Origin of the sequence: Winkia sp. UMB3158 (genome assembly GCF_030217145.1) — a bacterium.
Classification (GTDB): Bacteria; Actinomycetota; Actinomycetes; order Actinomycetales; family Actinomycetaceae; genus Winkia; species Winkia anitrata.
Genome location: NZ_JASONH010000003.1, coordinates 97,481 through 119,997, shown reverse-complemented (window position 1 = coordinate 119,997; position 22,517 = coordinate 97,481). Strand labels below are relative to the sequence as shown.

Below are 22,517 nucleotides of genomic sequence, written 5' to 3'. Positions count from 1 at the left end.
CCTAGTCCCAGTCAAGTCCGCCGCGGCGCCATTCGTAAATGTAGGGAACCACGAGCAGTATTAGGAAGATCATCATTGCGGCCAGGGAGATCAGCCCCAGGCGTTGCCCATCGGGCAGGGCACCGAACTTGTTCAGCGAAACTGCCCACGGGTAAAGGAAGACGACTTCGATGTCGAACACGATGTAGGTCATTGCCACGAAGTAGTACTTAATCGGGAATCTACCTTCGTGGGCTGATTTTGCAGCGATCGGATCGATGCCGCATTCGTACGTTTGTTCCTTAGTGCGCGAAAACTTCTTCGTTCCCAGGAAAGCCGACAGCACCAGACCACCGATTGCTAGTACTAGCGCAGCGGCAGCCATGATCAGAAACTGCGACATCTTGCCTCCATCTTTATTCGCGACAGTTCATGCACAGCGAGCTCGCAGACTCGTACGCATGCGTCTTTTATTCGAGGGTAAATCATACACGTCATACTTTCGGCACCAGCCTTGCCAAAAAAGCAATTACTCGATCGTCGATTGAGCCGCCATGCCGTTCGTATCCGTCAGACAAAAGCTTGTGAACTGCGACCATAAGGCGGTCTACGGGCAGTCCATAGCGAGTACACGCCTGCATAATTTTTGGACGTTCAATTAGTCTCACAAACACGGTTCCGAGACGGTAGTACCCGCCCCATTCGTCACTCATGTGTTGCACAAATGCTTCCATGGCCGAATCGAAGGCCGCTTCGCCGGTCCGAGCAAAGGCTTGCGTTGCCGCGTCGGCGAGCATCCGTCCGGCAGCAAGAGCAGGGGCGATGCCCTCGCCATTAAATGGACTTACCATTCCGGCCGCGTCCCCAATCAGGGCCAGCCCACCTTGATATTGCGGCTTGCGGTTGAACGCCATGGGCAGGGCCGCAGACTTCATTTGCCCAATCTGGTTTTCGCTGTTGTAGCCCCACTGCGAGGGCGTAGCAGCCGTCCAGGATTTAAAGATCTGTTTGTAGGGCAGCTTCGTGGCGGCCGAGGTCGATGACACGGATCCGAGGCCCACGTTTACGACGCCGCCAGCTAGCGGGAACATCCACCCGTAGCCGGGCAGCAGGTTGGATTCGCCCGGCTTGCCATCCCAGAGTTCGAGTTGGGATTCCATATTGGCTTCTTTGGCGCGCTCACTGCGGTAGTAGGTACGCGCGGCAACCCCCATTGGCCGGTTTTCGAGTTTGATTCGCCCTGCCCTGGTGGCAAGTTTCGCAGCGACGCCACCGCAATCTACAACCAGGCGCGCCCGCACCTCAAACTCGGTGGGAAGCTGGCTCACCTGCTCCCGATCAGCAGTGGCAGCTTGGCGCTCGCCCTCGCTAGGCCAAGCTTCTTTAGGAGTGAGCGCCTCAAAGAGTTCCTGATCTTTTGCGGTAGGCCCCGCAAGCGGATCCGCCTTTCGGGCAACCTGCACGCCCACTACGCGTCCGCCCTCGACAATTGGGCCGGTGACGTTGCACCCTTCCCAAACCTTGGCCCCCTGGGTACGCGCATGCATTGCAAGGGACTGGTCTAAAGAGATGCGCGGCCGCGATGAACCAAATCCCGGCCTGCTTGCCTGCTCGGGCCACGGCAGCTCTACCCTATTTTCGGCCCCTATAACTACCAGGCCTTCGTTCGTTTGATAGCCAGGGCTCTTGCGCGGATTAATGCCCATGCGCAAAAGCTCCACCACGGCGGCCGGGGTGAGGCCGTCACCACAGGTCTTGTCGCGAGGAAATACCGCGCGTTCCAGAACAATTACATTAAGGCCGGCGCGCGAGAGATAAAACGCTGCCGATGCCCCTGCCGGGCCGGCGCCCACAACAACTGCGTCAGCTTGGACGCGGTTCTTGTTCAACCCCAAAGTAGTTTCCTTTGTCTAATCTTTCCTAGCCAATATCTGCGAAAATGCGCAAATATCAGCTGTCAGATTACTCGGAAGCTTCTTTGGCCGCCCCGGGTGGGCGTATGCCCTGTTAACAGGCCCCTGATAGAGTGCCCACCCCCAGCACACTTGCCCACTTTATGCAAGGGCGATGTTGTTTATTAGAGGTTTTTAGATTTTCGAAATACTGCGAAATAGCAGCAATAACTACGCCGGATTTACAGCTGAATGCAAGGCCACGATGCCAAGGGTGAGGTTCTTCCACTGCGGGTTCTCCCATCCGGCCTCGCGCATCAGCCGCGCCAGCGTCGGCTGGTCGTGCCAATCAATAATCGAATCGGCAAGGTAGGCATAGGCCGGGTTATTCGATCCCGCCCTCTTCGCAATGCGCACCAGGACGTGCCGCAGATACCAGTTGTAGAGCTGGCGGAACCCTCCAAGGGTGGGCCTAGAGAATTCGCAGATCACGATGCGCCCACCAGGGCGAGTCACACGCCGCATCTCGGACAGCGCCTTGACCGTGTCGTTGACATTGCGCAGCCCGAAGCTAATAGTCACCGCGTCAAAACTATTGTCCGCAAAAGGCAGCGCGGTCGCGTCACCGGCAACAAAATCTATGTCCGGGTGACGGCGTTTGCCCTCGGTAACCATGCCGATTGAAAAGTCGCAGGCCACTACATCCGCACCGCTCTTTACATATTCGACGGTGGACGTGCCGGTGCCCGCCGCCAAATCCAGAATCTGTTCGCCCTCCCTGGGGTTTAGCTTCTTACGCGTCTGCAGCCGCCACAGTCGATCCTGACCCACCGACATCAGATCGTTAGTAATGTCGTAGCGGCGTGCCACCTGGTCAAACATGGAAGCCACAGTCTTGGGATCTTTGGCTAGGTCTGCCGCTACCTCGCCTTCGGGCGTAGTGGCAGAGGACGAAAATGCGCGCTTGAAGCTGTAGGTCATGGGTTTTATTTTGGCACCCGTTGCGGACAATGTCATGTTTACTGCGTAGTATGTTCGCGGACCACATTAGTAACAAGCGGAGGTAACATTGGCGCCCCTAACATTGCCGGACACGAAACCCAACGTGCAAAGGCTGGCAAAGCAGGTGCCAATTTGCCCGGAAATTTTTGGTTTCATTCCTACTGCCCGGCTGAGCGCGTGGGTGGGAGCCGATCTGGCCCTGCTCGGGTGGGGGCAAAATTTTTCCGTAACGGAAGAGGGCGAGGACGCCCTTAAGCATGCTGACGTGCTTTGGCAGGAGGCCACCGCTGAGGCGGTAGCTACCGAGGAGCTGCCCGTTCATCTGCCCGTCGCCTTTGGGTCGTTCGGCTTTGCTCGGGGCGGAGTCCTTGAGGTTCCCGAGAACCTGCTGGTAGCAACCCCAACTGCTACCTGGCTGATCTCGCTGTCGGGGCAGGATCTGCGCCCTCTCTTTGCGCCGTGGACGGCTACGCCCGCCGAGTTTAGACAGGAAGGGGCGGCTCGCCTGGCGCAGTTGCCCGCATTGGGCACTTTGGCCGAGGGCGAAGGGGCGTTGCCTCCAGCCGAGTGGGCCGAGGCGGTAGGCAGGGTTAGTGAGCAAATCAGGCACGGCGAGGCCAAGAAGGTGGTCCTTGCCAGGGACAAGACCATTGCCAGCCTCAATCCGATCGACCAGCGCAAACTATGTGCCGCCCTCTTTTCTGCCTACCCCACCTGCTGGGTGTACGCGGTAGAAAATCTGGTGGGAGCCACCCCGGAGCTGCTGGCTTCTGCCAGCGGTGGCCGCCTCTTTTGTCGAGTGCTGGCTGGCACAGCCGGCCCTACCGAAACGCGCCAGCTCCTAAACTCCGCCAAAGACCAGCGGGAACACCAAGTTGCGGTGGAATCGGTCAGGACAGCTCTTTCCCCTATCACCACCGAATTGGAAATACCCGACTCGCCCAGTATTTTGCGGCTACCCAACGTGTGCCACCTGGCCACCGACGTGCATGGTCTCACTGATAGGTCGGCGCTGGCAGCTGCCGGCGCGCTTCACCCCACCGCCGCGGTGTGTGGTACCCCAACGCCGGTGGCACGGCAGATTTTGACCGAGGCAGAACGTATGGAGCGCGGCCGCTACGCCGGGCCGGTCGGCTGGGTTGACGCGGCCGGAAATGGCGCGTTCGGCATTGCCCTTCGCGGCGGCCAGATAAGCGCCGACGCCCGCCAGATAAGAATCTATGCGGGCGCCGGAATCATGGGCGATTCAGTACCACAAATTGAGCTTGCCGAAACAGAAGCAAAGATGCAGCCGATGATGCAAGCTTTGCGCTCTATAAGCTAGCGCTGCGTGGCATCCTGCGATCCCAGCGTTACCTCGACATCCTTCTTTTGGGAATCGCGCACAAGCGTCAGCTTCACCTTGTCGCCGGGAGCGTAGCGACGCACATACCCGATTAGGGAATTGCCTGACGAGACGGACTTACCGTCTACCGCCACTACAACGTCGCCTGCCTTCACATCTGCCTTGGAGGCGGCCTCCCCCTTAATCACTTCGGCGATCTTCGCGCCGGCGCGGATAGTTCCGTCGACCCGGGCACTGCCATTGGTCACCATTACACCGATGTAGGCGTGGCGTACCTTGCCGTTTTCCAGCAGCTGGCTGGCCACCTGCTTAGCCAAATCGATCGGGATGGCAAACCCTAGGCCAATTGAACCGGTACTTTCACCCGCCCCATCGGACAGGGAGGCAATCGAGGAGTTGATGCCGATTACTTCACCGGAAGAATTGAACAGCGGCCCGCCGGAGTTACCCGGATTTACCGCAGCATCAACCTGGATAGCGTTCGTAACCACCTGTTCGCCGCGCTGGAATCCCGAAGATTCTTGCTGCACCGACACTGGCCTGTCGAGGGCGGAAATAACACCCGTGGTCATCGTTGAGGAATAGCCGAGCGGGTTGCCGATCGCGGCCACCGGCGAACCGACGGTCAACGATGAAGAATCTCCCAGTTTCGCCATTTGCAGGTTCTTCGGGGGGTCGATAGGCCGAAGTACAGCTAGGTCGGTGGTGGGGTCGGTGCCTACGACTTCGGCCTCAAAGATCTCGCCGGAGGCGGTGGTTATTGCTATCCGCCCGCCCTTGGCGGCACTAGCAATCACATGATGGTTAGTAAGGATGTGGCCGGCGGAATCAAAAATCACGCCAGAGCCATCCGCAGCGGACTGGCCATCGGATACCTGGATTGCAACAACCGCGGGCGTAACCTTCTTTGCCACCGTCTCCCAGTCGGTAGCTTTCGTGTTCTTCGCCTGGGTCACCGGCGCCTGGGTTGCTACCGAGCTTCCCAGCGAGCTGGAGGTAAGTTGCGTGATGCCCACGGCTCCGATGCCCCCTACCATCGCGGCGATGACGCCGGTGGTAATCAGGGCTCCCCAGCCGGGTCGGGACGACCTTCGCTTAGCCGCGGCGCCAGGTTGGGCAAACTGTTGGGAAGGCTGGTATTGGCCGCTCACTCCGCCTGGAAGAGGCTGGGAGCCCTGCTGGTATGGCCGCTGCTGGTAGGGGCTCTGGTACTGCGCGCCCTGCTGGTAACCATAGGTGCTTTGGCCCTGGTAGTTAGCCTGCTCCTGCTGCTCTTGCTGTTCTTGCGGCCTCTCCGCCGAAGCGTCTGCCTGCCCGGGGGTCTCGTTTGTCCCGAAGTTGTACCGGCGCGTCTGCTGCCCGTCGGAGTAGTTCTGGTGCTGTTCGCCCGCCGAATAGTTGGCCCGCTCGCCCTCTGACGGACGATTCGGATCGGGCGTGTAAAAGTTATCCTGGCTCATCTATTCCTCCATGTCTTAGCGTGCCTCTAAGTCAAACAGACATGTATAAGTAGGCACTTTAGTGCTGCTGTGACCATTCTATGAAAATAGCGGCTGAAGGGCGGCACTAATTTTTTCCGCAACATTTCGGTCTAGTTGGGCTAGGCCGGGCACTGCCGTATCCACCTCGATGATGCTGACGCCGCGCACGGGCATTGCCAGGAGGCGTTCCAGATCGCCTAAGTCACCAACCATCTGATATTCGGCTCCCAGCCCCGCCGCGAGCGCGGCTAAGGAGAAGTTTTGGGGCGTGGCGAAATATCTGGGGAAATCCTCTACATGGTTGCTGCCGCCGTGTTCGAGCCCGGCAAAAATGGACCCGCCGGCGTCGTTGAGGACGACGATTTGCAGGTCGGCGTCCTGTTCGTAGCGGCCGTTTATAAGCCCGCCTATATCGTGCAGGAAGGTTAAGTCGCCAACGACGACTCGGACGGGCGCGCCGGTGGCGGTGGCAATGCCGCGCCCACAACTGATGGTGCCATCGATGCCTGCTAGTCCTCTGTTTGCCAGCGCGTTGACAGCACTATCCGGCGTGTGGCCTGCCCGATCGACTAGGCGGATTGTGTTGGATGCTCCGAATAGGAGCCGTGGGGCGGTGTGCGGATCGGTGGCGTGGGCCGTCCAAATGGCGCATGCGACCTGCAGCGGGTCTAGGGCTTCTCCGGCCTCGGCGCGGACGCTGAGGCGTTCTGCCAGTACTTTTTCTACCGCCTTATCCGCGGCGAGCCACTTGCGCGGCAGCGGCACTTGGCTTGCCGGGGCTTCCGGCACGCGCTCGAGCACGGCGTTTACGGTGCCGGCAATATCCGTGTACCGGCCGGTGGCGTCTTTGACCGCCACAATATTTATGTCTGAGCGCGAAAGCAGGGCGGTGATCGGGCGTGACAGCGTGGGGTGTCCACACACGAGCACCTGTTCGATGCCCTCCATCTTGTCCAGGTAGTACAGGTAGTGTGCGAGCGCAGGACCGTAGCAGGCCGGCGAGGTGGGTTCCGCAAGCAGGGGCCACCCCATTGCCCGTGACAGGGCCACAATATTTGCGCCGTCCCCGGTGTCATCGGCGGCAACGATCACCGTAGCCGCATCTTTCTTGAGGGCGGCGGGCCACCCGGGGGCGCCCCCTTCAGTTTTCGGCCGGGTTGGGGCGGTAAAGATTTGCGGTTCGGCGGCGATACCGGCCAGCGGCGAGTCTAAGCACACGTTTAGTTGCACCGGGCCGGGCCGGCCGTCCTGCCCGGTTGCAGCAGCGCTCAGGCGAAATACTTGGCCGATTACCGCTGCGGGGGCACTGTCAGTGGCAGGCAGATCGGCCTGGGCCCGCAGGTTCTGCCCGAAGATGCCTACCTGCCAGGTGGTTTGGTTCGCGCCGGTACCCCGCAAGCGGGCGGGCCGGTCTGCGGTCACCGCAATGAGCGGGATCCCATTGGCGTCGGCCTCCGCAATGGCCGGGTGCAGGTTAGCTACGGCTGTACCCGAGGTAGTGCACAGGGCAACCGGGGATACTTCCCCACCAAGAGCTTCCCCGCGCGCCAGGCCGAGGGCGAAGAATCCGGCGGTGCGCTCATCAATGCGCACGTGCGTCTTCACCAGCCCGGCTCGTTCGGCTGCTGCCGCCGCATAGGTAAGGGGCGCGTTGCGGGAGCCGGGGCTTATCACTATGTGTTTCACCCCGGAGCCTACCAGGGCACCAACGATATTGCGGGCTAGCAGCGCGGTCGGATCGGTGCCATATTCGGGTTGGGCAGAACCAAAACGCATTAGTACCTCATCATTTCTTTTAAGCGCTTTTGCCAGCGGGCGGCGAGAGCGGGGGCGTCCTGGCCCTGAGTGGTGTCGACCTCGATGCGGCGAAGCGGCAGCGTACCGGCGGTGGGGAGCAAGGATTCTTTAGTCACATCCTGCGTAAACAGCGCTACCGTGGCAAGTCCGCAGGCGTGATCCAGGTGGTCGAGGGCGGCCGCTGCGGCCACGCCGGCACTGATTCCAACGGAAGAATCTAGAGCCGAGGAAATGACTAATTCCAATCCGGATTCGTGGGCTACTTCTACAGCCCGCTCGATCCCGCCGAGCGGGGCCACCTTCACTACCGCCACATCTGCTGCCCCTGCGCGGGCTACCGCCAGGGGATCTTCGGCGCGGCGAATAGATTCGTCTGCCGCAATCTTGGGTTCGACTTGCCGGCGCACCTGTGCCAATTCCGACACGGTTGGGCAGGGCTGCTCCACGTATTCCAAGCCATCAATGCCGCCGTCACGTACCGCCGCCTGCAGTTCTCCAATGGCCTTGACGGCCTGGTCCGTGTCCCAGGCGGCGTTGGCATCTACCCGCACCTTTCCCTGCGGCCCCAGCGCGCTGGCAACGGCGGCCACGCGCTCACAGTCGCCGCGGAGGCTCGAGCCCGGGTCGGCCACTTTCACCTTTGCCGTGGTACACCCGCCCGATTCCTTCACCAGCTGCGCAGCCACTTCAGGGGCGGTGACCGGGATTGTCACGTTCACCGGTACCTGCTCGCGCTTAGCCGCCGGGAATGCGGTGGTAGCTGCGGCCAGCCCTGCCCGCAACCACCGGGAGGATTCTTGGGCGTCGTAATCCCAAAACGGCGCTGCCTCGCCCCACCCGGCTTCGCCCTCGAAAAGTAGCCCTTCGCGGACTGTGATGCGACGGAACTTTCGCCGCAGCGGCAACGAGTACGCAAAGACGCGTTTCAGCTGATCGAAGGGGTTGTCTAGTTCAGTTATCATCGCGCGCCCACTCCGGGTAAAGCGAGGGCGGGATCCGGAACGAAAACAGGCCCCACACCCCACAAGCTGCCCCGGCGAGGGTAAGAAGGAGCGCCAGGACAGACCCAATAGTTCCGATCGGGCCATGGACCATCTGCAAGATCCCCACCAGAGACAGGCCCAGCACAGCCACCCCCAGCCCCGGGAACAGCAGCAACGCAAAGTGCGCGTCAAACATGCCTTTTCCGCGTGCCCACGCACGCGCTCGTGGCGACTTGCCCGCACGAAACCAGGCAGAAACCGCGAGCGCGGCCAGCCCAAAAATCAACCCGACAATAATCAATGTCTCCCCTTTCGCCCTACCAATGCTAGCGGGCGAAGCCAAATTACACATCGCCGCTACACTGGACCCATGAGCACGCTTCCATTTGTATCCGACACTTTCGCCGCTGCCCGCTGGCGCGAGGTAGAAGGCTTCGATTTCTCTGACATCACCTACCACCGCGGGATCTCTCGCGGCCCCGAACAGGATGGGCGCCCAGCTGGGGATGACATGCCGGTGGTGCGAATTGCCTTTGACCGTCCCGACGTGCGCAACGCGTTCCGCCCTCAGACCGTGGACGAACTGTATCGGGCGCTGGATCACGCCCGCATGACTTCCGATGTGGCCGCGGTTATTTTGACTGGCAACGGCCCGTCCGCCCGCGATGGAGGCTACGGCTTTTGTTCTGGCGGCGACCAGCGCATTCGCGGAAAAGATGGCTACCGGTACGAGGTCGAAGGGGCCAACCCGGATGCCGAATTGTCCCAGCGGCGCGAACAAATTGATCCGGCAAGGGCAGGCCGGCTGCATATCTTGGAAGTACAGCGGTTAATCCGCACAATGCCGAAGCCAGTCATCGCAGCGGTCACCGGTTGGGCTGCAGGAGGCGGACATTCGCTGATGGTCGTGTGCGATCTGGCGGTAGCGTCCCTTGAGCACGCCCGCCTGATGCAAACCGACGCGAATGTGGGGTCTTTCGACGCGGGCTACGGCTCGGCCCTCCTTGCCAGGCAGGCTGGCGACAAGCGTGCCCGCGAGATCTTCTTCCTTGCCCGCGAATACTCTGCCTCCCAGGCAGCCGCTTGGGGCGTGGTGAACGAGGCCGTACCTCACGAAAAGGTAGAGGACGTAGCCCTCGAATATGCGCGCATCATCGCCACCAAGTCCCCACAAGCTATCCGAATGCTGAAGTTCGCCTTCAACATGGCAGACGACGGCATTGCCGGCCAGCAGGTGTTTGCTGGGGAGGCAACCCGCATGGCCTACATGACGGAAGAGGCACAGGAAGGTAGGGACGCTTTCTTAGAGCACCGTACGCCAAACTGGCAGGACTACCCCTACTACTACTAACTACTTCGCCGAGGGCGGTCCCGGCTTGGATGCGGGAGAGGCCTCTGAGAGGCCGAAATGCTGCAACATTGGGGTGTGAGTCTTCCCAACTACTAATGCCTAAGTCTTCTCGTGCCGGTAAGCTGGGGCCCGCACTCTACGAAAGAAGTTTATGTACAAAAGAATATTCACCGTAGCTATGGCCTTCGTGGGCATTACTGTCGGGGCAGGCTTTGCCTCCGGGCAGGAAGTAGTCCAATATTTCGCCGGATTCGGTATTTGGGGCGTGGTGGCAGCAGCCATCTCGGCCATCATTTTCGCCGTCTCTGGGCTGGCCTTCGTTCAACTCGGTTCATATGTACTTGCCAACGACCATTCTGATGTCTTCAGCGAAGTCACACACAAGTACGTGGCAGTCTTCTTTGACGTAATCATTACCTTTTCGCTGTTCTGCATGGGCATCGCCATGATGGCTGGCGGCGGCTCGTCATTGAAACAACAATTCGGCCTCCCCGTGTGGGTGGGTTCTGCCATCATGCTGGCGCTAACCATTGGTATTGGCCTGCTAGATGTTGACAAGGTGACCGCAGTAATTGGCGGTATCACCCCAATAATGATCATTTTCGTCATCATTGCTGCCGGCTATGCCTTTACCCACATGCACCTTTCCTTCGCCGAAATGGATGCGGCGGCAAAGTCGGTGCATACCGCAGTACCGCACTGGTCCATGTCGATTCTGAACTACGTTCCGCTAGCATTGACGTTGGCCGTGTCGATGGCGATTGTCATCGGCGGCGACATCGGCAACCCGAAGGTTGCTGGCCTAGGCGGGATCATTGGCGGTTCCGTCTTCGGCGTCTTGATGGTCATTGCCACCCTGACACTGCTGACCCGTATCGATGTGGTTGCTGGCGACGATCTGCCCATGCTGACCTTGGTAAATCAGATCCACCCGTGGCTGGGCACTTTCATGTCCGTAGTCATCTTCCTGATGATCTTCAATACCTCAATTGGCATCTACTATGCGCTTGCGACCCGGTATGCCGGCTCTTCTAGGAAGCGTTTCATTATTTTATTGGTGGCCCTCTCTGGCATTGGCTTTGCCATATCGTTCATGGGCTTCCAGAACGTCGTCAGCTACGTTTACCCCATTGCCGGGTGGGGCGGTCTGGCCCTGGTAATCGTAATGCTGGTTTCCTACGCGAAGACTCGTTCTGACATAAGAGAAGAGACGACAAGGCGTGGCAAGATGTTGCGTTTGTTCCGCCTAAAGATGCGTAATGACAAGAGGTTCTCGAAGAAGCACGAGGCCGCCTTGCAGACCGCTCTTGAAGATTCTCCGGCCGACGCGGAGGACCTGCATTCGACTGTAGGCTCTGCTGCAGTCGATCAGCTAGAAGAGGAGAACGTGGACTACGATATTCTGCCCGAGATTGAAGAGGCTCAGGCCGAAACCGAGGCAGAGTGAACCTCACCTTTTGTTGCCCGCAGGTTCAAGGCGTCCGGGAGCTGTACGACCTAATCTGTCTACGTCTTGAAAATCCAGGCAAGTACGGCCCGCTCATGCCGGTTTCCGCCGGGGCAGACACCGCTGCCGCTGAGCGCCGTATTGGCGATGCGGACGGGGCCGATTTCATTTTGCAAACTTCCGGATCGACTACCGGGCACGGGCACTTGGTAGGCCTTACTGCGGGAGCGTTTTCGTCCTCTGAAGCTGCTACTGCCAAGCGTTTCGGAGGACGAGGGCGCTGGCTGCTGGCCCTTCCTGCCCATCACGTTGCGGGGTTTCAGGTGCTGGCACGTTCCTGTGCGGGCGGCACCTTCCCAATCCTGCCGCCGCCCGGGCGCTCTTTCCGCGAGCGCAAGGTGGCTTCTTTTGCTCCCGAGGCCGGCTTCGCTTCTCTGGTACCTACGCAGCTTTCGGACCTGCTCGAGGGCGAAGACGACTTGGCCCCACTGCGGTCGTTGCGCGCGATCTTAGTAGGTGGAGCGGCTTCCTCGCCGGCTTTGCTGGACCGCGCCCGGCAGGCAGGGTTGCCCGTGGTTACCACCTACGGCATGACCGAGACGGCAGGTGGTTGCGTCTACGACGGCCTGCCTTTGGACGGGGTGCATATACGCATCAGCGATGGGCGGATTTGTCTTAGTGGGCCGATGCTGGCACAGGGGTATTTAGATGATCCCCGCTCGCCCGCTTTTACTTTTGAGCAGGGCAGACGCTGGCACATTACTTCTGATGCGGGGGCTTTTACTGACTACTTGCAGGTGTTTGGGCGCCTCGATGACGCCATCATTTCTGGTGGCGTGAAAGTTTTTGCCAGGCAGGTAGAAGATTTGCTGCGCGAGTTTCCGGGCGTTCGCGATGTAGCTGTGCTGCCCGTGGCCGATCCCCGGTGGGGGCAGGCTGTGGGCGCCGTTGTGGAGGCAGATTTTGCAGTGGCTACGCAGGCCGAAGCAATGCGCAAGCACGTGCGCTCTGAGCTGGGCAAGGCCGCCCCGCCCCGCCTATTTGTGCAGGGTAAGATCCCCATGTTGGCCTCTGGCAAGCTGGATAGAAAACGTGCCACGGCACTGCTAGCCCACCCGACCTGGGCTAAATAAATTTTCTTCGCACTGCCATTGCTACCTATGCTTGCTAGGACGAAAGGTTTTAGATGTCTACTACCGTAAATGATTGGCTCGAGGGCGCCCGCCTGCGCACTTTGCCCGCCGCGGCTGCCCCGGTACTAGGCGGTGCTGGTATTGCGGCTGGCGCGGGCGGTTTTTCTTTTCCACGCTCCCTCCTTGCCTTGCTGGTGGCGTTGCTACTGCAGATAGGCTGTAATTTTGCCAACGACTATTCCGATGGCATTCGGGGCACTGACGATTTCCGGACTGGGCCGCCCCGTCTGACGGGAGGCGGCAAGGTGCGCCCGAAGATTGTGCTGGCAGTGGCCCTTGGTTGTTTTGCAGCGGCAGCAGTTTTGGGCCTGGTTCTGGTGGCACTGTCTGGCAAGTGGTGGCTCCTGCTAGCTGGCCTCGCGGCAATTATCGCCGCCTGGTTCTACACCGGGGGGAAGCATCCCTACGGTTACTTGGGGGTTGCGGAATTTTTTGTATTCGTTTTCTTTGGCTTGATGGCTACCGTCGGCACCGTCTATGTGCAGTTGGAACACGCCCCCATGAGTGCTTGGCTAGCGGGCGCGGCCATGGGCTTGTATTCTTGCGCGCTGCTGATGGTAAATAACATTCGGGATATCCCCACTGACCGGGAGGCTGGCAAGAATACGCTGGCAGTGCGACTGGGGGATGCCCGGTCGCGGCGTACCTACGTTGCCTATCTGGTGTTTGCGCCCGTACTGATTGGCATCGGTTTGCATTCAAGCGCCATCGTCATCCCTGCGGTGGTAGGGCTTGAGGTTGCGGGCATAATCATCTGCTTGCCGCTGGTGCGAGGAGCCCGGGGAAGGGCACTCTTGGCAGTGCTTGCCAGCACCGGCAAACTTACTTTGGGAGCAGGGCTCATTACTCTCCTAGCCGCCTTGTTCTAATCTGTAGCGAGGGCGCGCAACCCTGCCTAGACAAAAAGATGCCCGCGACCAGCTGGTCGCGGGCATCAGCGCATCTAACAGCACCCTGAGGAAACATTCTCCTCGTCAAAATCGGCGCGGGCTCGCCAGAAGGCTCGCGCACTCATGGGCTCATGATCGGGGTGTTCCAGGCGGTGGCGTTCGACATATTTGTCATACGCGCTTTCGCCCGTGAAGTCCCGCCACAGCCGCCGCATGTACGCCAATTTTTCCATCAGTGCCATTTTTCCTACTTACTTGCGATCTCGCTCTGCTTCAGTCCTGGAATCAGCTTCGGGTCGCCTACCACGCGGTATTCGGCCACCAGCTTCTTCTCGAGCTTGTTCGCGATCAAGTGCTCGGGAGCGTAGAAGTTCGATTCTACGAACGGGTCTTCCGAGGTGGTGGTGTCACCAGTGCGCACGGTCTTCCAGATGCGGATTGCAGCGCAGACGATCACGAATGCAACAGCTACCACGAACACGATGGACAGAGTGCCCTGGATGAACGTGTTGCGAATAATCGCCTCAGTGATCTCGGCTTCTTCACCGGTCTGCCCCGGCAGGGCTGCGCGGGCTTCGCGCCACTGCTGCCAGTAACCGACCTTGGCGTCGGTGCTGAAGATCTTCTGCCAAGAAGCGGTGAAGGTAACGATCGTGTCGAAGACGAAGGGGATTGCAGGGATCCACGCGTACTTGGTATAACCCTTGCGCACCACCATCACCAGTGCCACTAGCAACGCGACCGCGGCAATTAGCTGGTTTGCGATACCGAATAGCGGGTACAGCGTCTGAATGCCGCCACGCGGATCGGTAACGCCCATCAGCAGCAGCGAACCCCAGGCGGCGACAACTACACCAGTAGATAGCCACGCACCGGTACGCCAGGAAGGATCGGCAAACTTCGGGATCACGTTGCCGAGTGCATCCGATAGCTGGAAGCGGGCCACACGGGTTACCGCGTCCACGGCCGACAGGATGAACAGTGCCTCGAACATGATTGCGAAGTGGTACCAGAAGCCCATCATGGCCTTGCCGCCACCGACCTTATGCAGAATGTGAGACATGGATACGGCCAGGGTGGGAGCGCCGCCGGTACGGGAGACGACGGAGGGCTCGCCTACGTCCTTTGCGACCTGCTTCAGTGCGTCTGCACCGTGGAAGGTCTTGGGGTTGCCTGCGTCATCCCAGGATTCCCACTTTGCCTTGATGGGCTGTCCCTTGACGTCGGTGACGCCCAGGTTGGCCAATGCAGCGTTCGAGATTTCCTCGCGGTCCTTAGTCACCTGGGTGACGGAAGTACCAGCCAGCTGGTCGGAGGTTGCTTCGGAGGTGTTCATCGCGAAGTAGATGCCCTGGTTCAGCGAAGCTGCTGCAGCCAGCGCCATGATCGCTACGAAGGATTCCATGAGCATACCGCCGTAGCCGATCATGCGGGACTGGGATTCTTTCTGGATCATCTTGGGGCTGGTGCCCGAGGAAACCATGGCGTGCATGCCCGAGAGGGCGCCACAGGCGATGGTGATGAACAGGAACGGGAAAAGCTCGCCGGCGAATACCGGGCCGGAGGTAGAGAGCGCGAATTCGGTTACTGCGGGCATCTGCACGATCGGGCGGATGAACACAATGCCGAGGGCGAGTACACAGATCGTGCCCACCTTCATGAAGGTGGACAGGTAGTCGCGCGGGGTGAGTAGCACCCACACGGGCAGAACTGCTGCTAGGAAGCCGTAGACAACCATGCACCAAACCAAGGTGGTCGGGGATAGGTGCAGGTACTGCTGCCCCCAGCTGGATTCTGCTACGTAGCGGCCCATGATGATGACGACGATCAGCAGGGTGCAGCCGACCACGGAAACTTGGGTGATCTTGCCGGGTTGGACGTAGCGCAGCCACAGCCCCATTGCGATCGCAATCGGAATGGTGGAACCTACCGAGAAGACGCCCCACGGGGAGGCTGCTAGCGCGTTCACACAGACCATTGCGAGCACTGCCAGCACAATCATTAGCATTACGAAGACCACGATTGTGGCGACGGTGCCGCCGATCTTGCCGATCTCGTCGGTGGCCATCTGTCCTAGGGAGCGGCCGCCACGGCGCATCGAGAAGAACAGGACGAGCATATCCTGGACTGCGCCGGCGAAGATTACGCCGAAGATAATCCACAGGGTGCCGGGGAGGTATCCCATCTGTGCAGCCAACACCGGGCCTACGAGGGGACCTGCACCCGCAATAGCCGCAAAGTGGTGCCCGTACAGGACCACGCGGTGAGTGGGGTCGAAGTCTTTACCGTTATTAATACGTTCAGCCGGCGTCGCGTTCCTATCGGATGGCTTCATAATCTTGCGCTGAATGTATAGCGCATAGTAACGGTAGCCAATTGCGTAAGAACAAATCGCGGTGATTACGAACCAAATTGCATCGACTTTTTCGCCACGGACAATGGCTAGCATTGTCCAGCCGATGGCTCCTAGTAGAGCAATAGCAACCCAAAGGGCAATCTTTGCTGGTGTCCACTTGGTGTGAGGTTTAACCCCAACAGGGACCCCGTCCTTATTTCTAAGAACGAGTTTTTCCTCTTCAGAGGTATATGATGGCTTCTCAAGCTGCGATGATGTTGCCATTTAATTTCTCGCTTTTCTAGATGGTGTTTACCATTGCCTACCCATCACTAGTTGAGTTCAGGGCAAACCAGTTCGATAATACTTAGGGCGGCCTTAGAAATATAGGCCTCAATGCCTAAAACCGCCTCGTTGCAAGCATTGCCCCATGTCACGAACTACCAAATCGGAAAAAACAGTACCGTAGGTGACCTTTTCCGGCAACTGCTGGGCGAGCAGGCATTCCCCTTTGCTGGCCTGATGTACTAGGCTGGCCGAGTTGACGCTATTTGGAGGTTTCGTGACTTGCACTCTGGCCGACACCGCGCTGCTCGATAGTGCTACTCGGCGCTTCACTATTCACGGGTCGAACCTGAGCCCAGCCTCATTTGTGCAGCTCAAAGACGACCCGAGTAGCTTCCGCGTACGCTATTGCGACAGTGATGGCACTAGCCGTGAAGGTATCCTTGCCCTGCAGGAAGAGGGCGCCACTTTTAGTGTCGATGGCATGCTCGTGCACTACACCGATCCCGATAGCTTTAAAGACTTGGGCACGCTAGCGCCACTGCCAAAATGGTACGAACTAATCATCCGCCGTGACGCAATTGGCAATGCGGTTGCCCGCGAAAGTGCCTACGAATCCACTCAGCCGTGGGGCCAACAGGGCGTCGAGGGCGACCTGGCCCGCGTTGAACTAGACATCGTGGGCTTCGGAAACTTTTACACCAACACATCGAATTTCACCGATGCCGCCGGCTTGCAAGAGTGGCTGCGCAAGGCCCTGTCTAAGACTGCCGCCACCTTCCATGTGCGGGCGCTGCGCCCCGGCTCAGTACCGATCTCCGAGATCCCGCCCTCGTGTTCTGTGGACCTGCTAATGGATGGGGCGAAAGTCGAAGACTACGCGCTCAACGCGGGAGTCGAATACCAGCCCCTGTCCCCCGCCCTCACGGACCTTTCTTACCTCGGCCCTACCCCGGCCTACGCGATCTACACCTCCCAACTGCCATACGCCCTCGTCGTACCCGCAAAAGACCAGGTAGTGCTGGCCCACTGGGATCAAGATGGAGCTTCCCTCGGCATCGAAACAGAAGCTGAAGCTACCATGGTTCCCTTCAATCGGGAGCATCGCTGCCACCACGAACGGTGGGCCCGCTGGTATGACATGCGCCAGCCTCTCACCGAGGCAGAACTACACGCCCACACCGTGCAGGTAGAGGCACAAATGCAGGCCGCCCTGGACAAACTAGCGGAAGCGGAAAAATAATGGCCACGCGCACAATGGACGACGTAAACGTCGATCAGATATTGGGCTCTTCCGGCAACCTCTCTAGGTGCTGCTACGAGGAGGGGTACTGCTCGGAAAGCCCCACCCACGTGATCCTGACGCGCGAAGGCAGCGGCAACGTCACGCCCCTGACCTACTGTCAACGCCACTACGTCCTCACTTTGGCCCACTATCTGGAAGTGCACGCCCAATTCTGCGACGGCAAAATCAGCGACCACTACAGCGGTTGGGGCCCAATGGACAACATCACCTACGTACCCGGCCAGGATCCACTTTCCCTATAGACACCACCTGTTAACCGACCGTAAACCTCTCCCTGGTTCAATGACCGGGGTACGGAAGGAACACATGTATTGGGCAATCTGGGCACTTGTAATAGTCCTGCTAACAACCTTGGTAGCAGGACTCGGCTGGTATTTCCGAACCAACAAGATCGACAAGGAAAAAGATTCGCATAGGCAGCAGTACAGACAGTACAGTTCGCCCCGCGCGTAGTACCGGCCGACTCCCCTAGGCGGCCATTACACTTGGCTATATGGCACGGGTAGTAATGGCAATCTTGACGCTGGCAGTAACCATTTATGCGGCTGCAGACTGCGCGCGCACTCCCTCAGACAAACTACCGGCACGCCTCCCAAAGGCCATCTGGTTGTTACTTATCATCCTGCTTCCACCACTAGGGGCACTAGCTTGGATCGTTATTTCTAGGGTGCTGGCGGCAGAGGCCAACGACGGCAAGATCGACGCCACCATGTGGTCTTCGGCAGAACCGCTAAACTTCCGGCACAACGCTCCGGGGACGCGCCCACGCACCATGGCCCCCGATGACGATCCGGAATTCCTGTTCAAGCTGAAGCGCGACCTACAAAAACGGCGCGACCAAGAAGAAGAGGGCGACGCCTAGGCCAGCTTCGCCTCGGATTCGCCCGGGACCATGTCGGCAGCTTCCGAAAGCATGTAGCCCACTGGCTCTGAATAGGTAAGGGCCACCAGAGTGTCATCCTCAAAGGTAAATGAGGTAAGTGAGGCCAAAGAGCACTGCCGTTTGCGCGGATCGTGCCACAGCCGGTGCCCTTCCACAAAACGCCGCAGCGTCCATATTGGCAGCTGGTGGGACACGACCAGGGCTTCCCCGCCATCGGCCATTGCCTTCGCATGGGCTACCCCGGCCACCATGCGGCGGGCAATCTCGGTATACGGCTCACCCCAGCTCGGCTCGAATACGTTCCGGTAGCGCCACCAGTATTTCGGCTGAGCTAGAGACTTGCGGTTGGCGTTTACCGCGACGCCCTCAAAAGAATTGCCGGCCTCCACCAACCGTTTGTCATTCAGCACGGGTAAGCCGTAGGCCTTCGCTGTAGGAGCGGCGGACTCTTGTGCCCGCAGCAATGGAGAAGCCACCACGGCGCGAATATCAGCACCGATCTGCTTGAAATGGTCAGCCACCGCGGCAGTCATCTTCTTGCCGTGGTCAGTAAGCGAAAAACCTGGCCGCCGACCGTATAGAATCCCCTGCGGGTTATCCACTTCTCCGTGTCGCATAACGTGCACAATAGTTTTGGTCATGGAACAACCCTAACTGGCCATGTAGGGTTAAGTCGTGACATACACCGAAAATGATGCATTGGCGGCCAAGGGCACGTCCCCTAATCGTGTCGCAGCATTTTTCGATGTCGACGAAACCCTAATCCGCGGGTCATCCTCATTCATCCTCGCCCAAGAACTTTGGCGCCGCGGCATAGTTGGCTGGGCCGACATCGCGGCAGCGGCTAAAGGAGCCTGGAAATATGTCCTGTTTGGCGAGGACAAAGAAGAAATAGACGCGCTGGTACAGCGCGCGCTCAAATGCCTTGAAGGGCACTCAGAGGCCGAAATCATTGCCATTGGCGAAGAGATATACGACCAGTTCTTCGCGTCCCGAATCTTCCCCAGAGCAAAAGAACTACTGGAAGACCACCGAGGCCGCGGCCACGACGTGTGGCTCATCTCTGCTACCCCCTCGCAAATCACCGACCTTCTCGCCCGCCGGCTCGGAGCCACCGGAGGCATCGGCACGCGAGTCGCCTTAGATGAAAACGGCAGGTGCCTGCCGCGTCTCATCTCTCCGCTCATGCACGGCGCCGGCAAAGTCGGGGCAGTTCACTGGCTAGCCCGCAAACGCAACATCGACCTGTCTCTGTCTTACGCCTACTCAGATTCGGCAAACGACCTACCCCTCTTGCGCGCGGTGGGCCACCCAGCAGCCATCAATCCCGATCCGAAGTTGCGCCTAGCCGCACTGGCATCCGGCTGGCGCATCTACGACATGCGCTGGCGCAAACGCGGCGATCTTTCCAACAGTGCCAAGAAGACGGCCAAACGATCCGCTAAGGTCGCAGCCGCCATCTGGCTTACGCGCCTGGTCGTGCGGCAGCTTCGCCGCATCCTCCGCTAATGCCGCGCCCCGAGCGCCCTCGTTAAATGGCAAGGCCCGGGGAAATTCCCGGGCCTGAGGCGTCTACTTCTTGTTACGACGCTGGTGACGAGTCTTGCGCAGAAGCTTGCGGTGCTTCTTCTTTGCCATGCGCTTACGGCGCTTCTTAATAACGGAGCCCATAGGTGCCTCCTAAATAATCGGATTCGTACAGCTTCACATGCCCTTCGGCACGTAACCTAAAAGATTCTACCCGCCAATTGCCGCATTGCCACTATCAGACCAGTCACCAATGCTGGCATCAATGAGCTGTTTCACAGCCACCTGTGGCACTCGGTAGGACTTTCCAACCCTAACTGCGGGAATATCGCCGTTGTGAATCATGCGATAGACGGTCATTTTGGAGACGCGCATAAGGTCAGCTAGCTCGGCTACGGTTACGAAGCGGGGTAGCTGCTGCGACATTTAAACTCCACCTTGGACTGGAAAAACTACCGACGGTGTGACGGCACAGGGTTATTCTATGGCATTTTGTTCGCTCTGCCCACCCGTTTCATACTTTGTTGGCAAGTAACGCATTATTGTAGGTACTCTTGATATTGCGCTCTGCTGGGCGCCACTTACCAGTCTTCCCACTTCAAGGAGGCCGGCACCTATGCCGCGTCGCGCAATCTCTAGGCCCGCTGGACACATCAGTGCACTTGAAGTCCCTAAAGACGCAATTGCGGAGCCGCCCACGCTGGACTTCACCCGTGGCGACCACGTCACTTCCGCGGACGCCACCACCCCGTTTGGACGGGTAAAACTGTATGCGGACAAGGTGGCAAAGCAGTCCCCCGCCCGGCTCGCAATCCTTACCTTCCTAACCATTATTGCGTTGGTCACAATTGCGCTAGAGATGCCATTTGCCACGCAATCTGGCCAACGCGCCCCCTTCGTCGACGCCCTCTTTACCGGCACCTCAGCGGTGTGTGTGACAGGGCTGACTACTGTGAATACTGCCTCTTATTGGTCAGTATTCGGGCAGGCAGTGATCTTGGCAGCCATCAAGGTCGGCGGCCTGGGCGTAATGACGCTGGCATCCATCCTGGCTCTAGCTGTCTCGCGCCACATTGGGCTAACCCAGCGCATGCTGGCAGCAACGGAAACAAAAACCGACTCGCTGGGCGCAGTAGGCTCCCTGATCAAAGCCGTCATCGTCACGTCCTTCACCATGGAAGGACTGCTCTTCGTAATCATGCTGCCCCGCTTCATCATGCTGGGCGAATCCATTGGTACGGCGGTGTGGCACGCCTTCTTCATGGCCATCTCGGCGTTCAACAACGCGGGCTTCGTCGTCCTCCCCAATTCCATGACCGCCTATTTCTCTGACTGGTGGATCATGATGCCGATCATCGTGGGCATGTTCGTGGGCGCCCTCGGCTTCCCCGTCACCTTGGACATAGCCAGGCGGTGGCGCAATCCCCGCCTGTGGACGCTGCACACGAAGATGACGCTAACCACCTACGTGCTTCTTACTATCGGCGCCGCAGCCATTCTGGGCGCCTCCGAATGGGACAACCCCAAGACGCTTTCGCCCATGCCCGCCCACGCGAAAATGCTCACGTCCATACTGATGGGCGTCAATTCCCGTTCCCTGGGCATCTCTACTATTAACGTCGGCGACGAAACAAGCGCCACCTGGTTCTTGCAAGACATTTTGATGTTCATCGGCGGCGGCTCCGCATCCACTGCGGGCGGCATCAAAGTCACCACGCTGGCAGTGATGGTGCTGGCGATTATCGCCGAGGCCCGCGGCGATCGCGACATCGAAGCTTTCGGGCGGCGGATTCCACCCCAGACCGTGCGCCTGTCTGTTGCCGTAGTATCGATCGGCTCACTACTTGTTGCGGTGTCCATCTTCGGGCTGCTGGTATTCACTGAGTTTTCACTTGACTAAATCAGCTTCGAAGTAATCTCGGCCTTCGCTACCGTCGGATTATCCACGGGCATTACTCCGCTTCTACCTGCAGCCGGCAAATACTTGCTTACCGCGCTAATGTTCTCTGGCCGCATGGGCACCATGACCGTGGCCGCCGCCCTCGCCCTGCGCGAGCGTCGCCGCGTGATCCGGATGCCCGAAGAGCGGCCAGCGATTGGTTAAGAAGCCGGCGGCAAATCGGTTTAGGATTGGCCTATGGCTAAGAAAGACGCCCCCGAGGCATCCGCAACTTTGGTAATCGGTCTAGGCCGCTTCGGCTCCGCAGTGTCGGCAACACTCGATTCGCTGGGGCGCGAAATCCTGGCGGTAGAGAAGGACCCCACGATTGTGCAGCGGTGGCAGGGACGCCTTCCCCTGGTCGAGGCCGACGCCTCCAACATGGAAGCGCTGGAGCAGCTTGGGGCCCGCGAATTCCAAAACGCCGTGGTAGGCGTTGGCACCTCGCTAGAAGCTTCCGTGCTGATCACCGCCAACTTAGTGGACATAGGCATGCCTTCCATCTGGGCAAAAGCCACTAGCCGTGAACACGGTCGAATCCTGAAGCGCATCGGTGCCCACCACGTGGTTTACCCTGAATTCGACGCGGGCCAGCGTACCGCTCACCTGGTAAGCGGGCGCATGCTCGACTACATCGAGATGGACCGCAAGGGCTTCTCGATTGTGAAGATGAGGCCGCCGCAGGAATGCTACGGCTTCACACTGGATGAATTGGACATCAGGGCCCGTTTTGGCGTGGTCATCCTAGGGGTAATGAGCCCCGGCCAGCCCTTCGAATACGCCACCCCCCATACGCGCATCGACAAGAACGACATCATTATTGTTTCTGGCGACGCCGAACTACTTGAGCGCTTCGCCGAACGCCCCTAGCGCCATCTGTCG

At 59.2% G+C, this 22,517-nt stretch carries 23 protein-coding genes and 1 pseudogene; 12 read left to right on the top strand and 12 right to left on the bottom strand.

The window, feature by feature from the left end; translation table 11 throughout:
• Position 1: 1 nt before the first annotated feature.
• The 3 genes from ndhC to QP400_RS04065 all read right to left on the bottom strand — a co-directional run bounded on the left by ndhC (position 2) and on the right by QP400_RS04065 (position 2,888).
• A complete protein-coding gene (ndhC, locus tag QP400_RS04075; RefSeq protein ID WP_004807352.1) occupies positions 2–382 on the bottom strand; it encodes an NADH-quinone oxidoreductase subunit A in 381 nt (126 codons plus the stop codon).
• A gap of 91 nt (positions 383–473) precedes the next feature.
• On the bottom strand, positions 474–1,874 hold the full coding sequence (locus QP400_RS04070; RefSeq protein ID WP_004807350.1) for an FAD-dependent oxidoreductase: 1,401 nt from the start codon (positions 1,872–1,874) through the stop codon (positions 474–476).
• A 228-nt stretch (positions 1,875–2,102) separates the two neighbouring features.
• Entirely contained in the window at positions 2,103–2,888 is a 786-nt protein-coding gene (locus QP400_RS04065; RefSeq protein ID WP_004807349.1) for a demethylmenaquinone methyltransferase, read from the bottom strand.
• Positions 2,889–2,940: 52 nt separating this feature from the next.
• Here QP400_RS04065 and QP400_RS04060 point away from each other — a divergent pair, with 52 nt between their 5' ends.
• Positions 2,941–4,197, top strand: a complete 1,257-nt coding sequence (locus QP400_RS04060) for an isochorismate synthase (protein ID WP_004807347.1) — start codon at positions 2,941–2,943, stop codon at positions 4,195–4,197.
• Here the strand turns inward: QP400_RS04060 and QP400_RS04055 are convergent.
• The 4 genes from QP400_RS04055 to QP400_RS04040 all read right to left on the bottom strand — a co-directional run bounded on the left by QP400_RS04055 (position 4,194) and on the right by QP400_RS04040 (position 8,780).
• A complete protein-coding gene (locus QP400_RS04055) occupies positions 4,194–5,678 on the bottom strand; it encodes a S1C family serine protease (RefSeq protein ID WP_004807346.1) in 1,485 nt (494 codons plus the stop codon). The genes QP400_RS04060 and QP400_RS04055 overlap by 4 nt on opposite strands.
• Positions 5,679–5,756: 78 nt before the next feature.
• On the bottom strand, positions 5,757–7,475 hold the full coding sequence (gene menD, locus QP400_RS04050; RefSeq protein WP_004807344.1) for a 2-succinyl-5-enolpyruvyl-6-hydroxy-3-cyclohexene-1-carboxylic-acid synthase: 1,719 nt from the start codon (positions 7,473–7,475) through the stop codon (positions 5,757–5,759).
• On the bottom strand, positions 7,475–8,458 hold the full coding sequence (locus QP400_RS04045; RefSeq protein WP_004807342.1) for an o-succinylbenzoate synthase: 984 nt from the start codon (positions 8,456–8,458) through the stop codon (positions 7,475–7,477). The genes menD and QP400_RS04045 overlap by 1 nt, the downstream gene beginning before the upstream one ends.
• Complete coding sequence (locus QP400_RS04040; RefSeq protein ID WP_040315282.1) at positions 8,448–8,780, bottom strand: hypothetical protein; 333 nt, start codon at positions 8,778–8,780, stop codon at positions 8,448–8,450. The genes QP400_RS04045 and QP400_RS04040 overlap by 11 nt, the downstream gene beginning before the upstream one ends.
• Before the next feature lie 69 nt (positions 8,781–8,849).
• On the opposite strand from QP400_RS04040, the gene QP400_RS04035 reads away from it, so the two are divergent.
• The 4 genes from QP400_RS04035 to QP400_RS04020 all read left to right on the top strand — a co-directional run bounded on the left by QP400_RS04035 (position 8,850) and on the right by QP400_RS04020 (position 13,339).
• Positions 8,850–9,830 carry a 1,4-dihydroxy-2-naphthoyl-CoA synthase gene (locus tag QP400_RS04035; RefSeq protein ID WP_004807339.1) on the top strand — a complete coding sequence of 327 codons (981 nt, stop codon included), beginning with the start codon at positions 8,850–8,852 and terminating at the stop codon, positions 9,828–9,830.
• A gap of 151 nt (positions 9,831–9,981) precedes the next feature.
• Positions 9,982–11,277 (top strand): YkvI family membrane protein, encoded by a 1,296-nt coding sequence (locus QP400_RS04030; RefSeq protein WP_004807336.1) that lies wholly within the window; start codon positions 9,982–9,984, stop codon positions 11,275–11,277.
• Positions 11,274–12,410, top strand: a complete 1,137-nt coding sequence (locus QP400_RS04025; protein ID WP_004807334.1) for an AMP-binding protein — start codon at positions 11,274–11,276, stop codon at positions 12,408–12,410. The genes QP400_RS04030 and QP400_RS04025 overlap by 4 nt, the downstream gene beginning before the upstream one ends.
• A gap of 53 nt (positions 12,411–12,463) precedes the next feature.
• Positions 12,464–13,339, top strand: a complete 876-nt coding sequence (locus tag QP400_RS04020; RefSeq protein ID WP_004807332.1) for a 1,4-dihydroxy-2-naphthoate polyprenyltransferase — start codon at positions 12,464–12,466, stop codon at positions 13,337–13,339.
• A gap of 74 nt (positions 13,340–13,413) precedes the next feature.
• Here the strand turns inward: QP400_RS04020 and QP400_RS04015 are convergent, their stop codons facing one another.
• Positions 13,414–13,602 (bottom strand): YbdD/YjiX family protein, encoded by a 189-nt coding sequence (locus tag QP400_RS04015; RefSeq protein ID WP_004807330.1) that lies wholly within the window; start codon positions 13,600–13,602, stop codon positions 13,414–13,416.
• A gap of 5 nt (positions 13,603–13,607) precedes the next feature.
• Positions 13,608–15,980, bottom strand: coding sequence for a carbon starvation CstA family protein (locus tag QP400_RS04010; protein WP_004807328.1), 2,373 nt, complete (start codon positions 15,978–15,980; stop codon positions 13,608–13,610).
• 277 nt (positions 15,981–16,257) lie between these two features.
• Between QP400_RS04010 and QP400_RS04005 the strand changes: the two genes are divergently transcribed.
• From QP400_RS04005 to QP400_RS03990, 4 genes are all read left to right on the top strand, one after another.
• Positions 16,258–17,223 carry a hypothetical protein gene (locus QP400_RS04005; protein ID WP_004807325.1) on the top strand — a complete coding sequence of 322 codons (966 nt, stop codon included), beginning with the start codon at positions 16,258–16,260 and terminating at the stop codon, positions 17,221–17,223.
• Complete coding sequence (locus QP400_RS04000) at positions 17,223–17,528, top strand: hypothetical protein (RefSeq protein WP_004807323.1); 306 nt, start codon at positions 17,223–17,225, stop codon at positions 17,526–17,528. The genes QP400_RS04005 and QP400_RS04000 overlap by 1 nt, the downstream gene beginning before the upstream one ends.
• A 64-nt stretch (positions 17,529–17,592) precedes the next feature.
• Positions 17,593–17,739, top strand: coding sequence for a hypothetical protein (locus QP400_RS03995; RefSeq protein WP_155855899.1), 147 nt, complete (start codon positions 17,593–17,595; stop codon positions 17,737–17,739).
• Positions 17,740–17,779: 40 nt separating this feature from the next.
• On the top strand, positions 17,780–18,148 hold the full coding sequence (locus tag QP400_RS03990) for a PLDc N-terminal domain-containing protein (RefSeq protein ID WP_004807318.1): 369 nt from the start codon (positions 17,780–17,782) through the stop codon (positions 18,146–18,148).
• On the opposite strand, the gene QP400_RS03985 is transcribed toward QP400_RS03990, so the two are convergent.
• Positions 18,145–18,810, bottom strand: coding sequence for a histidine phosphatase family protein (locus tag QP400_RS03985; RefSeq protein WP_004807316.1), 666 nt, complete (start codon positions 18,808–18,810; stop codon positions 18,145–18,147). The genes QP400_RS03990 and QP400_RS03985 overlap by 4 nt on opposite strands.
• Before the next feature lie 34 nt (positions 18,811–18,844).
• On the opposite strand from QP400_RS03985, the gene QP400_RS03980 reads away from it, so the two are divergent.
• Complete coding sequence (locus QP400_RS03980) at positions 18,845–19,678, top strand: HAD family hydrolase (protein ID WP_004807314.1); 834 nt, start codon at positions 18,845–18,847, stop codon at positions 19,676–19,678.
• 63 nt (positions 19,679–19,741) lie between these two features.
• Here the strand turns inward: QP400_RS03980 and QP400_RS03975 are convergent, their stop codons facing one another.
• Complete coding sequence (locus QP400_RS03975) at positions 19,742–19,840, bottom strand: 30S ribosomal protein bS22 (RefSeq protein WP_003792170.1); 99 nt, start codon at positions 19,838–19,840, stop codon at positions 19,742–19,744.
• Positions 19,841–19,906: 66 nt separating this feature from the next.
• A complete protein-coding gene (locus tag QP400_RS03970; RefSeq protein WP_004807312.1) occupies positions 19,907–20,122 on the bottom strand; it encodes a helix-turn-helix domain-containing protein in 216 nt (71 codons plus the stop codon).
• A 190-nt stretch (positions 20,123–20,312) separates the two neighbouring features.
• On the opposite strand from QP400_RS03970, the pseudogene QP400_RS03965 reads away from it, so the two are divergent.
• Positions 20,313–21,800, top strand: a pseudogene (locus QP400_RS03965) (TrkH family potassium uptake protein).
• Between the two features lie 33 nt (positions 21,801–21,833).
• Positions 21,834–22,505, top strand: a complete 672-nt coding sequence (locus tag QP400_RS03960) for a potassium channel family protein (RefSeq protein WP_004807307.1) — start codon at positions 21,834–21,836, stop codon at positions 22,503–22,505.
• Positions 22,506–22,517 lie beyond the last annotated feature (12 nt).